Origin of the sequence: Shimia sp., from assembly GCF_049116215.1 — a bacterium.
Classification (GTDB): domain Bacteria; phylum Pseudomonadota; class Alphaproteobacteria; order Rhodobacterales; family Rhodobacteraceae; genus Shimia.
The window spans coordinates 142406-156316 of the sequence record NZ_JAGDZB010000006.1 but is presented as its reverse complement, the minus strand read 5'-3'; the positions used below and the strand labels follow the sequence as shown (position 1 = coordinate 156316).

Annotated in this window: 12 protein-coding genes; 4 read left to right on the top strand and 8 right to left on the bottom strand. The window is 59.0% G+C overall.

Annotation, left to right across the window (positions count from 1 at the left end; translation table 11 throughout):
• Window positions 1–11: 11 nt before the first annotated feature.
• Window positions 12–758: a class I SAM-dependent methyltransferase gene (locus JXR15_RS17320; RefSeq protein WP_422054451.1), complete on the bottom strand. Its 747-nt coding sequence runs from the start codon at window positions 756–758 to the stop codon at window positions 12–14.
• Between the two features lie 61 nt (window positions 759–819).
• On the opposite strand from JXR15_RS17320, the gene gloB reads away from it, so the two are divergent.
• The 3 genes from gloB to JXR15_RS17305 all read left to right on the top strand — a co-directional run bounded on the left by gloB (window position 820) and on the right by JXR15_RS17305 (window position 5100).
• On the top strand, window positions 820–1587 hold the full coding sequence (gene gloB / locus JXR15_RS17315; protein ID WP_422054450.1) for a hydroxyacylglutathione hydrolase: 768 nt from the start codon (window positions 820–822) through the stop codon (window positions 1585–1587).
• Window positions 1588–1810: 223 nt separating this feature from the next.
• Window positions 1811–4138 carry an ATP-dependent Clp protease ATP-binding subunit ClpA gene (gene clpA / locus JXR15_RS17310; RefSeq protein WP_422054449.1) on the top strand — a complete coding sequence of 776 codons (2328 nt, stop codon included), beginning with the start codon at window positions 1811–1813 and terminating at the stop codon, window positions 4136–4138.
• The gene (locus JXR15_RS17305) at window positions 4138–5100 is read left to right on the top strand and encodes a M23 family metallopeptidase (RefSeq protein ID WP_422054448.1); all 963 of its coding nucleotides are present in this window, start codon (window positions 4138–4140) and stop codon (window positions 5098–5100) included. Before clpA ends, JXR15_RS17305 begins: the two co-directional genes overlap by 1 nt.
• A gap of 5 nt (window positions 5101–5105) precedes the next feature.
• On the opposite strand, the gene JXR15_RS17300 is transcribed toward JXR15_RS17305, so the two are convergent.
• From JXR15_RS17300 to JXR15_RS17290, 3 genes are all read right to left on the bottom strand, one after another.
• Entirely contained in the window at window positions 5106–7322 is a 2217-nt protein-coding gene (locus JXR15_RS17300; protein ID WP_422054447.1) for a peptidoglycan -binding protein, read from the bottom strand.
• Window positions 7323–7325: 3 nt separating this feature from the next.
• On the bottom strand, window positions 7326–8564 hold the full coding sequence (locus tag JXR15_RS17295) for a biopolymer transporter ExbB (protein ID WP_422054446.1): 1239 nt from the start codon (window positions 8562–8564) through the stop codon (window positions 7326–7328).
• A gap of 94 nt (window positions 8565–8658) precedes the next feature.
• Window positions 8659–9183 (bottom strand): gamma-glutamylcyclotransferase, encoded by a 525-nt coding sequence (locus JXR15_RS17290; RefSeq protein WP_422054445.1) that lies wholly within the window; start codon window positions 9181–9183, stop codon window positions 8659–8661.
• A gap of 69 nt (window positions 9184–9252) precedes the next feature.
• On the opposite strand from JXR15_RS17290, the gene JXR15_RS17285 reads away from it, so the two are divergent.
• Window positions 9253–10251, top strand: a complete 999-nt coding sequence (locus tag JXR15_RS17285) for a DUF2125 domain-containing protein (RefSeq protein WP_422054444.1) — start codon at window positions 9253–9255, stop codon at window positions 10249–10251.
• Window positions 10252–10260: 9 nt separating this feature from the next.
• On the opposite strand, the gene JXR15_RS17280 is transcribed toward JXR15_RS17285, so the two are convergent.
• The 4 genes from JXR15_RS17280 to JXR15_RS17265 form a co-directional block, all read right to left on the bottom strand.
• Window positions 10261–11094 carry an extensin family protein gene (locus tag JXR15_RS17280; RefSeq protein ID WP_422054443.1) on the bottom strand — a complete coding sequence of 278 codons (834 nt, stop codon included), beginning with the start codon at window positions 11092–11094 and terminating at the stop codon, window positions 10261–10263.
• Complete coding sequence (locus tag JXR15_RS17275) at window positions 11091–12014, bottom strand: prephenate/arogenate dehydrogenase family protein (protein ID WP_422054442.1); 924 nt, start codon at window positions 12012–12014, stop codon at window positions 11091–11093. Before JXR15_RS17275 ends, JXR15_RS17280 begins: the two co-directional genes overlap by 4 nt.
• The gene (gene hisC / locus JXR15_RS17270) at window positions 12011–13096 is read right to left on the bottom strand and encodes a histidinol-phosphate transaminase (RefSeq protein ID WP_422054441.1); all 1086 of its coding nucleotides are present in this window, start codon (window positions 13094–13096) and stop codon (window positions 12011–12013) included. The genes JXR15_RS17275 and hisC overlap by 4 nt, the downstream gene beginning before the upstream one ends.
• A 327-nt stretch (window positions 13097–13423) precedes the next feature.
• Complete coding sequence (locus tag JXR15_RS17265) at window positions 13424–13780, bottom strand: hypothetical protein (RefSeq protein WP_422054440.1); 357 nt, start codon at window positions 13778–13780, stop codon at window positions 13424–13426.
• Between the last annotated feature and the right edge of the window lie 131 nt (window positions 13781–13911).

The window sequence follows — 13911 nt, the reverse complement described above, 5'->3', positions numbered from 1 at the left end:
GGCGTTCCCCCTTAAGCCGGAGCCACCTCCGGCTTGGGGTTTAACACACTTAATGGTTTCCTAACACGCGCCGAAACCCCTGGTCCGGTTGGCGCGTGCACCCGCTTACTGGCTTCGACAATCAGCACCCCGCCTGCCATGACAGGCGAGACGGTTTTGCCAATGCTTTCCCAAAGCGCGCCAGTCTTGCGCCAAAACCGCTTGTGGCTCGGCGGTTGATACAGCGTTGCGCGATGACGCTCTGGCATAAACCCATGCTCCCGCAGCTGTGTCTCCAACTGCCCTGCTGAATACGGCCGGCCGAACCCAAACGGGGTTTTGTCACTGCTTGACCACATGCCGGTGCGGTGCGGCACCACAAACAACGCCCGACCACCCGGCCCCAACACGCGATGCGCTTCCGCCAACACGTCACTGGGCCGCTCACTGGTTTCCAACCCATGCATCAGCACCAGCCGGTCCACACGCCCCGTATCTAACGGCCAAAGCGTTTCCTCACAAAGCACCGACACATTGGCCATCCCCGCCGGCCAGGGCATCACTCCCTGTGGCCCCGGCATCAGGCCAATCACCCGTCGCGCCTCCGACAAATAGGGCCGCAGCAAAGGCACGGCAAAGCCAAACCCCGCCACGGTCTGGCCCTTGACTTCGGCTTCAGGCCAAAGCTCCAACACCTCATCCCGCACTGCCTTTTGGGCCGCTCGCCCCAAGGTGCTGCGATAATAAAAATTTCGAAGATCCTGTACGTCAAGATGCATTGCGCCCGGCTCCCCGATCGGCAAATCTAGATCTAACATAACAATGCAGAGGCGGATTTCCATGCCCCATCAGATTGTCACCATTCCCTGCCTGTCCGACAACTACGCGTTTCTGATCCACGACGACGCCTCGGGCGCCACCGCGCTGGTGGATGCACCGGAGCCTGCCCCGATTTTGGCGGAACTCCAACGCCGAAATTGGACGCTCACCCACGTGTTGCTCACGCACCATCACTGGGACCACATTGATGGCCTGCCCGACATCCTCGCCGCCCACCCAGCCAAAGTCATCGGCGCTAAGGCGGACGCCCATCGCCTGCCGACTCTCGATCAGGCCGTAACCGAAGGCGAGACCTTCGAGTTTGCTGGCGAGTCCGTCTCGGTCCTAGACGTGTCCGGTCACACGGTTGGGCACATCGCCTTCCACTTCCCTGACACCGCCGCCGTGTTCACCGGTGACAGCCTGATGGCTATGGGCTGTGGCCGCCTGTTCGAAGGCACCCCAGCGCAGATGTTTGATAGCCTCGCAAAACTTGCCGACTTGCCAAACGCCACCACCGTGTGTTCCGGTCACGAATACACCGCCGCCAACTGCGCCTTTGCCACGTCCCTTGGCGAAGACAACGCCTCCGTGGCCCAACGCATTGCCGACATAACCGATATGCGCGCCAAAGGCATCGCAACCGTGCCGTCCCATCTGGGTTTGGAAAAACAAACCAACCCTTTCCTGCGCAGCGCTGATCCCGCCCTGCAAAAGGCCCTCGGCATGGAGGGGGCCGCGCCCGTGGACGTCTTCACCGAAGTCCGCAAAAGAAAAGACACCTTTTGATCCGCTGTCAGAAAACTGGCGTAAACCCTTAACACACGTGCCCAACGGGACGGCGGCTCACGAGAGAGTGACCCAACCAGAGGCTGAATAGAGAGAAATCTGTATCAAATTTTGCAGAAAGTCCTTGAAGACCGCCGTCAATCGACCAAACTTTAACCATAAGACCCTAATGTGAAGGCAGGGCCACCCGCCTTCATCGAAACCCGGAGGGAGCAGTCACACCGTGCCGTCATTTTCGAACTCACTAGAACAAGCTATCCACGCCGCGCTCGCGCAGGCCAACCAGCGCAAACATGAATTTGCCACGCTGGAGCATTTGCTCCTGTCGCTGCTGGATGAGCCCGATGCCCTGCGCGTGTTGCAGGCTTGTGGCGTGAACATCGACGAATTGCGCAAGGATCTTGAAGACTTCATTGACGATGACCTGTCCAATCTGGTCACCGACATCGAAGGCTCCGAGGCCGTGCCAACGGCCGCGTTCCAACGCGTGATCCAGCGCGCGGCGATCCATGTTCAAAGCTCAGGCCGAACAGAAGTAACTGGCGCCAACGTGCTGGTTGCGATTTTTGCCGAACGCGAGTCCAACGCCGCTTACTTCCTGCAAGAACAGGACATGACCCGCTATGATGCGGTGAATTTCATTGCCCATGGCGTGGCCAAAGACCCCGCCTTCGGCGAAGCCCGCCCCGTAAGCGGCGCGGACGATGAACAAGACCAGCGCATCGAAGGCACCGCGGACGGCGGCGAAGCCAAGGAAAGTGCGCTGGCAAAATACTGCGTTGATCTGAACGTGAAAGCCAACAAAGGCGACGTCGACCCACTGATTGGCCGCGATCACGAGGTCGAGCGCTGTATTCAGGTTCTGTGCCGCCGCCGCAAAAACAACCCGCTTTTGGTGGGGGACCCCGGTGTGGGTAAAACAGCCATTGCCGAAGGTCTCGCGCGCAAAATTGTGCAGGGTGACATTCCCGAGGTTCTGTCTGAAACCACAATCTACTCGCTCGACATGGGCGCACTGCTGGCAGGCACCCGCTATCGCGGTGATTTTGAGGAACGCCTGAAAGCTGTCGTGACTGAACTCGAAGACCACCCGGACGCGGTGCTGTTTATCGACGAAATCCACACCGTGATTGGCGCTGGTGCCACATCCGGCGGCGCGATGGATGCCTCCAACCTGCTCAAACCTGCACTACAGGGTGGCAAGCTGCGCACCATGGGCTCCACCACCTACAAAGAGTTCCGTCAGCACTTTGAGAAAGACCGCGCATTGGCCCGTCGCTTCCAAAAGATCGACGTGAACGAACCCAATGTGCCGGACAGCATCAAAATTCTCCGCGGTCTCAAAGAGTACTTTGAAGAGCATCACAGCGTGAAATACACCGCTGATGCAATCAAAACCGCCGTCGAACTCTCCGCGCGCTACATCAATGACCGCAAGCTGCCAGACAAAGCCATCGACGTGATCGACGAGGCTGGCGCCGCGCAGCATCTGGTGGCCGCCTCCAAGCGCCGCAAAACCATTGGCGTGAAAGAAATCGAGGCCGTCGTGGCCAAGATCGCGCGCATCCCACCCAAAAGTGTCTCTAAAGACGACGCCGAAGTGCTCAAGGATCTGGAAAAGTCCCTCAAGCGCGTGGTGTTTGGTCAGGACAACGCCATCGAGTCGCTCAGCTCTGCCATCAAACTGGCCCGCGCCGGTCTGCGTGAGCCTGAAAAACCCATCGGCAACTACCTTTTCGCCGGTCCAACCGGTGTAGGCAAAACCGAAGTGGCCAAACAGCTGGCTGACACGCTGGGTGTGGAACTGCTGCGCTTTGACATGTCCGAGTACATGGAGAAACACGCGGTCTCCCGTTTGATCGGCGCGCCTCCCGGCTATGTTGGCTTTGATCAAGGCGGTCTGCTCACAGATGGCGTGGATCAACACCCACACTGCGTGCTGTTGCTCGACGAGATGGAGAAGGCCCATCCCGACGTCTACAACATCCTCTTGCAGGTGATGGACAACGGCGAGTTGACCGATCACAACGGCCGCACCGTCAGCTTCCGCAACGTGGTTGTGATCATGACCTCCAACGCGGGCGCATCGGAGCAGGCAAAAGCCGCCATTGGCTTTGGCCGTGACCGCCGCGAAGGCGAAGACACCGCCGCGATTGAGCGCACCTTCACACCGGAATTCCGCAACCGTTTGGACGCTGTGATCTCCTTTGCTCCACTGCCCAAAGAGGTCATCTTGCAGGTGGTCGAGAAGTTTGTGTTGCAGCTTGAAGCACAGCTTATGGACCGCAACGTGACCATTGAGCTGACCCCCAAAGCCGCACAATGGCTTGCAGACAAAGGCTATGATGATCGCATGGGGGCACGTCCACTTGGCCGTGTCATCCAGGAGCACATCAAAAAGCCACTGGCCGAAGAGCTGCTGTTTGGCAAACTGTCCAAAGGCGGCGTGGTCAAAGTGAAGGTCAAGAACGGCGAGTTGCTGCTCGATCTGGCCGGACCTGACAGCCCGCGCATCACCGGTGACAAGCCGCCGCTGCTGACGGCGGAGTGATGCGGACACACAGCTTGGCACTGATTGGCGCGCTCGCAGCTTTCCCGGCTGCGGGCGCGCCGACGTTTTCGCTTCCCGTCGACTGCGAGTTGGGTGAGACCTGTTTCATTCAAAACTACGTCGACCACGACGAAACGGTTGGTCACCGCGACCACACATGCGGTCCGCTCTCGTATGACGGTCACAAAGGCACCGATTTTGCCCTGCCCACCACCGATGCCATGGACGCCGGTGTTAACGTGCTGGCGTCGGCAGATGGCGTGGTGCTTGGCACGCGGGACGGCATGATCGACAAGGTGATCGCCACCAAAGACATTCCAAAACTCAACGGCAAAGACTGCGGTAATGGCGTGTCTATCGACCACGGCGACGGTTGGGTCAGTCAATATTGCCACATGAAACAAGGCTCCGTGTCGGTGTCTCAAGGGGATAAAATCGCCCGCGGTCAGGTGCTGGGGCAAATCGGCCTCTCGGGACGCACGCAGTTTCCGCATCTTCACATTTCCATCCGCGAAGGCAATCGCGTCGTGGATCCCTTTGCTCCCGACCAATTCGGGATCTGCGGTGGAGCCCAAGACACGCTCTGGGACGATGGCATAGACTACATTGGCGGCGGACTGATCCGAGTTGGTTTTGACGTCGGTGTGCCCAAATTTGCTTCGGTAAAATCCGGCATGGCCGGGCGCGTCCGCGTGCCGTCCCAAGCCAAAGCCTTGGTCCTGTTTGGCTACGCCTTTGGCAGCCGGCCTGACGACCAAATGACACTCACCATCACTGGACCGCAAGGATCAGTGTTTGACCACACGGTCACCCTGGAGAAGACCCAGGCGCAGTATTTCCGCGCCGGTGGCAAGCGCACTCCGATGGGCGGGTGGCCCAAGGGCACTTATCGTGGCGAGGTCACCATCACCCGCGATGGCGCTCGACTCGACCAAGAGGTCATCACCCTGAAGGTCGAATAGAGCGCTTATTTTTCGGTAAACTTCAGCTCAATCCGGCGGTTGCGCGCCCGCGCCTCGGCCGTATCGGCCGGATCAACCGGCTGAAACTGCCCAAACCCATTGGCCGACAACCGCTGCGGCGGCAAGCCCAGCACGTCAATCATGTACCGCACAACAGACAGTGCCCGCGCCTGGCTCAGTTCCCAGTTATCCGCAAATGCGCCGCCGTAAATCGGCACGTCATCGGTGTGGCCATCGACGCGCAAAATCCAATTAATGTTGCTCGGGATGTCATCAATCACGCTCTGAAGGATACCGGCCACCTTGGCGACCTCGGCCTGCCCTTCAAAGGACAGGTCCGCGCCACCGGGCGGGAACAATACCTCTGAGGAGAACACAAAGCGGTCGCCCACAATGCGCACACCTTCCTGCGCCCCAAGCAGGCTCCGCAACTGTCCAAAGAACTCAGAGCGATACTGTTCCAAATCCTTGGTTTGATTTTGCAGCGCAATCTTTTCCTGCTCCAACCGGATGCGTTCGGCCTCTTCAAGCAAACGGCGTTTGCGCTCTTCCGCTGCGGCGCGTGCCAACGCAGCGTTGAGGTCTGACCCCAGCGCCTCCAGCTGCACATTTGCCGCCGCATCCCGCTCCGCATATTCATCCAAAATGGTCTGCAATTGCCCCAACTGTGTGCGCAACGCGCCAATCTGTTGGTTAAGCGCCGCAATCTGGCGCAGGCTCTCTGCCGATTTCGCCTCTTCTTCCGACAACGCTTTGTTGGCCTCTGCCAACAAGGCATCCCGCCGCTCCGCTTCGGTCAACGCGTCGGCCTGCGCATTCTCCGCCGCCTTCTGCGCCGCCAAAGCCTTGGCAAGCTCTTCTTCCACGTTCAACGTATCACGCAGCTTCTGCTCCGCCGCCAGCTTAGCCGCCAGCGCGGTTGCCAAACGCTCGCGCAACGAAGACCCGCCTTCCGCGGCTTCAACCTGCGCCGCAACCGCCGCAGCCAGTTGTTCTTCCAGGTCCGCCACCTGCAAAGCAAGGCCATCTACCTTCGCCGCCGCTTCCGCACCCTCTGTTTCCGCCGCAAGTTTCGCCGCCAAAGCCTCTGCCAACTGCGCCTCAAGCTCTTGCAAATCGGACCGCCGCTCGCCCACCTGCGCTTCTGCTGTTGCGCGCGCGGCCACCTCAGCGACCAATTGGCTCTGCAACTCACTCACCGTGCGCCGGTTTTCTTCCAATCCCAACAGTGCCGCCGCCAGTTCCGCTTTCACAGAGGCAAGTTCACCTTCACGGGCATCGCGCTCTGCTTCTACGGTGGCCAGCAAAAGCACGGTTTCTTCCAAATTGGCATCCACGCTTTGCCCCGCCACCAACGCCGCCGCCAGCTTCAGGTCCAGATCATCCCGCGCTGCCTCGGCAGCCGCCAACAAGGTCAGCGTGTCCTCGGCCTCTTTGCGCTGCGCCTCAAGCGCCAGCGTCATCGCCGTCAGTTCCGCATCAGCGTTCTCAAGCCGCTTGCGCAGTTCTTCTGCCGCCGCCGCTTCCAACACACGCCGCTGTTCCTCAGCGGTCAATGCTTTGTCCAACTGATCCGCTTCTGCTGCCAACGCATCAATCTGCTGTTTGTTGGCCGCCGCTTCCGTGCGCAAACTGTCAATCAAAGCCTGCATGGCATCTGCTTCTGCCGCCGCCAATCGGGCGGCTTCAGCTCCGGCATCAATTTCACTGCGCGCCTGCGCAAGTGCCAAATTCAACGCTTCGCGCTCATCAATCAACGTCTCACGCTCGCCCTCCAACGTGGCAATGTCAGCCCGCGCTTCATCCCGTTGGGCCAGCAAGGTGGCCACTTGCGCTTCAAAGCTGGTGATCTGCGTCCGGGCCGCATCCAGCGCCGCGGCTTGCGCATCACGTGTGGCTGTCAGCGCAGAAATCAACGCATCCTGTTCCCGCAACTGCGTTTCGCGATCTCCCAAGGTGGCCGCCAATCCGCCAAGCTCTGTTTCAAGCTCCCGCGTGCGCGTCCTCTCCAGCCCCAAGGCATCCGCCAAAGCCGCCACCTCAGATTGCAGCGTGTTCAGCTCCGAGTCTTTTTCTGTGATGGTCTCTGAAAGCACGAACTGCACAATCATAAAGATCGTCAGTACAAACATCAAAACCAGCAAAAGACCGGTCATTGCGTCTACAAAACCAGGCCAGATACTGGCTTGAAAGCGTTGTCCGGTGCGTCGGGACAGGGCCATGGTTTAGCCCTCCTTGCCGCCCTTGGGCGCCGGTGGACGTTTCAATTGCACCTTGGTCACAGGCCCCTTGGTTTCGCCGTCCATCGCGCTACCAACCCGGCGCAACACCCGGGCAATCCCATTCAGCTCGGTGCGCAACTCGGTCATGCTTTCCTGACGGCCGGCCGAAATCTCTTCCAGAATGCGCAACATTTGAACATCAATCGAGCGTAGACGCATCCGGCTTTCCGCATCCATGCCGCCATCCAGGCCACCGCCATCAGACAGTTGGGCAACCAGTTTTTCCTGCCCTTCCGCAATCCGCAGCAAGGCCTGCGTCGCCGCATCCTGTGTTTCAAGACGGTCGGTCATGCGGTGCATCGCCTCCAGCAACGCGGCCATGTCACCACCGCTTTCGCCGCGCACTTGCGCCGTTTGTACCATGGTTTCGCGCAGCTGATCCAACTGGCCAGACATATGTTCAAACGCAGCCCCCAGCACCGAGATGTCACCGCCATCTCCGTCTCCGCTGGAAAAGCCAACACGTGTGAACGAGCTCAACCACTCTTCCAATTCACGGTAAAACCGGTTCTGTCCGTGGCTCGCAAACAGCTCTAAGAGCCCCACAACAAGCGAGCCTGCCAGCCCCAGAAGCGACGATGCAAACGCCACCCCCATGCCGCCCAATTGGCTTTCCAAACCGTCCATCAGCCGGCTCACCACGTCGATACTGGATTCACCGCCGCCCAAATCGAGGCTTTTGATGGTGTCCACCACCGCCGGAACCGTGGTCGCTAGACCATAAAAAGTACCCAAAAGTCCGAGGAAAATCAACAGGTTGACGATATATCGCGTGATCTCACGCCCTTCATCAATCCGTGTCGCAACCGACTCCAAAATGGAACTCGTCGAGGTCGAGGAAATTTGCCCATGCATCCCGCGCTCACGCAAAAGGCTGGCAAGAGGGGCCAACAAGGTCGGCGGATTGGCGGCGTCATGGCCTTCCACCCTTCCGGCAAAACCTTCGATCCAGCGCACCGAGCGGAACAGCGACAGCACCTGAGCAAAGGTCGCAGCCACACCAACCAAAAACACCAAAAAGATAAAGCCGTTGAGCTCAGGGTTGGCGGTGAACACCGGCAACACCTGCGGCAAGGCCACATAGCCCACGGCGGCCACAAGCCCAAGGACAACCAGCATCTGAAGAATCTGGAAGGTCGGTTTAGAGAAATGCGGCTCGACTGTACGGTCCGGCTGATCCATTCAGATGGGTCCTGACGCTTTGTTTTTCTGCGCTCACCCTACTGCCATGTCCCTGCTCTGCCAAGGAATTTCACCGCCTTTGACACCACCACTTTCAGGCAGTGGTCAATCTGCGCACTTCTTGAGACAGCCACTTCAGATCCGCATCCTCAATGCCCAGTTCAAAAAGATGGCTGGCGGTGTTGTGCAAGTACTCTGTGTTAGGCCCGCGCCCTCCAACAGCCGTTGAAATGATCCTTGCCTGCTCGTCCAGCGACAGATGACAATACTGCACGTGATCCGGGTCAATCACATAGGTCACCGCCTCCACTTCGCGCCCATCGCGCAGGGTCAACGGCAATGTCTCTTCCAGGTAGGCCGAGCTCACCAGCTCCCGCTCCCGCAGGTAGTCCAAGGTCCGCGCCTCATGCCCGTCAGCCACCTTCAACGCCAGCCCCTGACAATGGGCGCCAACCTCTGCATCCAGTGCCAAAACAAGCCCCGGATCCTCCACCGTGCCCCGGTGGTGAATCGAGCGCATACAAAAGCTGCGATGCCACCCATCCAGACGTGCAACCGCCTGTTCCGAGACCTCAAATCCCGGATTCCACAATAGCGATCCGTATCCAAATACCCACATAGTCTGCCTCTGGTCCTGCTGGCTTTGCGCCGTTAAACACCAAACTGACTCTGTGAGAAAGGCTCCACCATGATGAGATTGCTAACCCTGCTTGTGCTTTTGGCCGCTTTGGCGTGGTCCGGCTTCTGGCTTCTCGGTTACGGGGCGCTCACAACGGCCGTACCTCAATGGTTCGAAGACCGTCGCGCAGAGGGCTGGGTTGCCGAGTATGACGATCTCTCTGTTTCCGGCTTCCCCTCACGTCTGGACAGCACCTTTGAGAACCTCACGCTGGCCGATCCACAAACCGGAGTCGCCTGGGACGCACCGTTTTTCAACCTGCACGCGCTGACCTACCGCCCAAACCACGTGATTTCCGTGTGGCCGAACAGCCAATCCATTGCCATTCCAGGCGAAAAACTCTCTGTCACCACCGGCGACATGCGCGCCTCCCTGGTGCTTGACCCAGGCACGGACCTCACACTTAATCGCGCAAATGTCGCCATTGAGAGCCTTGGTGTGACGTCCACCGCCAATTGGCAATTGGCCGCCAGCGCGGTGAACCTCGCCATGCATCGCGATGCCGCTGACACCAGCACTTACCGCCTTGCCTTCAAAGCGGACGACCTCACGCCGCCTGCCGGATATGCCTTGCCCGATGGCATCGACCTGCCGCGCAGCTTTTCCAGTTTCCGGGCCGATCTAACTGCCAGCTTTGACCGCCCCTGGGACCGCTCAGCCATCGAACAGTCACGCCCTCAACCAACGGCACTTGATCTCACATTGGCGGAAGTCATCTGGGGCGATTTGCAATTACACGCCGCTGGCAAAGTCTCCATTGACACTTCCGGCTATCCAACTGGCGAGGTCACCATACGCGCCGTCAACTGGCGTGACATCCTGAACGTCGCCCGTCAATCAGGTCACCTGCCAGCCAACGTGCTCGACACAGTGGAACAGGCCCTTGGTTTCATTGCCCAACTGTCCGGAAACGCCAACGAACTCGACATTCCGCTCACATTTTCAAACGGCGCAACAAAATTGGGGCCGCTGCCCATCGGCCCGGCCCCTCGCATTTTTCTTCGCTGAACTTAGCTCTCAGCGGCAGTACGGCCCGCCGCGATGTTTCGCAGTGTCAAAGTGGAAGTGATCTTTGTGATAGCGATCCGCATTGGGGCCCAAAACCGTGCCAAACGGCCCACAAGCCTGTTTGTGCATCTTCTTCAGAATGCGGCCTTTCTTGCCGTTGTTCCAGTCTTTCAGAACCGAAATGCTCTCACCGTTCTTCAGTGTAATCGCAGAGATATCAATTGCTTTGCCTTTGCCGTGCTCACTGATCTTCGCACCGGGCCGGTTGTTGCGTGTGCGGCAGGAATAACCTGCTGCCACCTTGATTTCTTTAGCACCACCACCAAAGCTGCGCACGGATTTCTTCAGGCCTTTGCCAACCCATTTTTCCAGCGCCTTGGCTGTGTCACAGGTCATCACCGCAGGTGTCGACAGCTTCACGCCGTCCACTTCATAAAGCTTGATCGCGCCCTTCTTAATGCCACAGCCGCGCAGTTTGGCGGGCACCGGCGGCACCTCTTTGCCAATCAGGCGTTTATTGCGACACACTTTGCCAATGCCCGCTGCCTTACGTGCCTTTCGCTCAGCCCGTGTCACGCGCACAGGCTCCGGCTCGGCCATCTCAATCGCGTCTGCAGCTGTGGCAGGTGCCACGGCGGCCACACGGGTGACCGTTGCGTCATTTCTGCCAGGGCGCAACACTGGCCGCAATGAGTGGTCCGGCGCAAAGCTTGGCAACGCCACCGGATAGACCACGCGCAAAACCGGCCGCAGACTGCGCTCCGGTGCATTGGCCAGTGCAGTGCTCAACGCACCCGCCCCGACCGTCACCGCAATCGCCAAATATGCCGCCGACCGTTTCATGCCTTAGGCGCCTCTCGACCAAAGTTTGGCGCGGCCGTATCTTGTCCCGCCTCAATAATCCCGCGGCGAATTTCCCGCGTGCGGGTGAAATACTGATGCAGATGCTCCCCATCTCCAGTGCGGATCGCCCGTTGAAGCGCAAACAGCTCTTCGGTGAACCGCCCCAAAATCTCCAGCGTCGCGTCTTTGTTGGTCAAAAACACATCGCGCCACATAGTTGGGTCAGACGCCGCAATCCGGGTGAAATCCCGAAAACCCGCCGCCGAATATTTGATCACTTCGCTGTCTGTCACACGACGCAGGTCATCCGCCACGCCCACCATAGTATAGGCAATCAAGTGGGGTGTGTGGCTGGTCACGGCCAGCACCAAATCATGGTGGTCCGCATCCATCTCATCGACATTGGCGCCCATGCCTTCCCACAGGGCTCGCAGCTGTGCCACCGCCGTTGGGTCACTGCCTTCCACCGGCACCAACAGACACCAGCGGTTGTCAAACAGCTCCGCAAACCCACTTTCCGGTCCGGAATGCTCGGTGCCCGCCAAAGGGTGCGCGGGGACAAAATGCACGCCATCCGGCAGATGCGGCCCAACGGTATCAATAACATCACGCTTCACGGAGCCCACATCGGTCACCGTCGCGCCCGCTTTCAGATGTGGCGCGATCTCTTTGGCCACTGCTCCCATTGCGCCCACCGGCACACAGAGCACCACCAAATCGGCATCCGCCACAGCTTCAGCTGCACTGTCACACACCCGATCACACAATCCGATCCGGCGCGCAGTTTCCCGCGACGCGTCAGACTTGGCATATCCAGTCACTTCGCCCGCAAGCCCACCGCGTTTCATTGCCCAAAACATCGAGGAGGCAATCAACCCGAGGCCAATCAAAGCCACACGGTTGTAGACCGGTGCACTCATCGCGCGCCGCCTTTGAACTGACCAATCGCATGTGCCACCCGACGACAGCTTGGCTCATCGCCAACGGTGATCCGCAGACAATTTGGCAGGCCGTAGCCCGCCACACGCCGCACAATCAGCCCTTGGGACTTCAGGTAATCGTCGCAGGCTTCTGCTTCCGCCTGATCGGCAAACCGCGCCAGAATGAAATTGGTGCAAGAGGTGTCAGACGGCACGCCATGTTCCATCAGCGCTTCCGCCAGCCAGGCCCGCAAACGTGTGTTATCGGCACGGCACTTGGCGACCCATTCCTGATCACGCACAGCAGCCATGGCCAACTTCATCTGGATGTCATTTAGATTAAACGGCTGGCGCACGCGGTTCAGCACATCAATGATCGCCTGAGGCGCATAGCCCCAGCCCACACGCAATCCGCCAAGACCGTAGATCTTGGAGAAGGTCCGCGTCATCACCACGTTCTCACGCGCTTCCACCAGGCTCGCGCCCCCATCAAACCCCTGCACATATTCTGTGTAGGCACCATCATGCACGAGAATACAGCCGTCAGGCAAACCATCCGCCAAACGCGCAAGATCATTGCCGCCAATCATCGTGCCGGTCGGGTTCGCTGGGTTGGCCAAAAATACAATCTTGGTTTTCTCGGTACAGGCCGCCAAGATGGCATCCACATCCACAACCCGCTCGCGCTCTTTGGCAACAACCGGCGTTGCGCCCACCATCTTGGCCAGGATCGGGTACATCGAGAAGCCGTGTTCGGGATAGACAATCTCGTCGCCCACACCGGCATAGGCCTGGGTAATAAACTGCAAGACCTCGTCGCTGCCCACACCACAAATGATGCGATTGGCGTCGAGCCCGTGCACCTCGGCAATCGCCGCGCGCAGGTCTGCATGGTCGGTGTTGGGATAGCGATGCAGGTTCAACCCGGTCTTGGCATGCATGTCGGTGACCACGTCACTGCATCCCATCGGGTTTTCGTTTGACGACAGTTTCACAACGTCTTTGACGCCGTCCACTGTCGCACTGCCGCCCACATACAACTCAATATCCATGACACCGGGCTGCGGCTCTATTCGTGACATCACGTTACTCCCTCGTTGCCTGCTGTTTAGCGAGGCACCGGGGTCTTGGAAAGGTAGGAAGCCTGTGACGTGGGGAATTGCCTCAACAAAACCCCTCAGGCTGTTGCAAACGGGCGTCACGTAGACAAAATGTCCACCCTCCACTCACGCGTACCGTCGGCGGCATGCCCGGCACGCCCCGTTTCTTCCGACTTCAAATACTCCGGAGCGCGAGGCAGCGCCTCGCACCACGCAGCCCTTTTGGCTGCATGTCAACAGCACGCCGCAGGCGCCCTGCTCACTTGCCTTCAGGCGAGCCTTTTACCCCAGGCCCGCAAGGCATCCGACTTATGCGTAATAATCCACCACGGATTTGGAGCTATCAATGCCCGCCGCATCCAACTTACTGCGCAGCACCTGCGCAAAGTCATCCCCGCCAGACGCCCTATGGCTGGCCACCGCCGACCGGATCGCGCTCATCACTGCGCCATCCATCGCATTCTGCCGCTGCGGCTCATGGCCGTGCAACTGACTGCGCGAGGCTTCCTGCACAGGTTCGATTTTTTCTGTTTTTGGAGCCGCTTTTGGCTCCGGCACGGCCTGCCCGGCGTATTTCGCCAGCGCTGCGTGCAACATCGCGTTCTGCGTTGCGCTCAATCCAGACCACCCGGTGGTCTCTCCCAATATGCCTACCGCTTCTACCATAACGATGTCTCCTTCTTGCACTTACCCGCATAAACGGTGCCGCCCCCAATTGCAGCCGTGCGCAAGGTTCAAAAAGCTTGCCATGTTTTTAACATTAAAGCAACCAAACCTCTAAAATTGCTCATAAAATT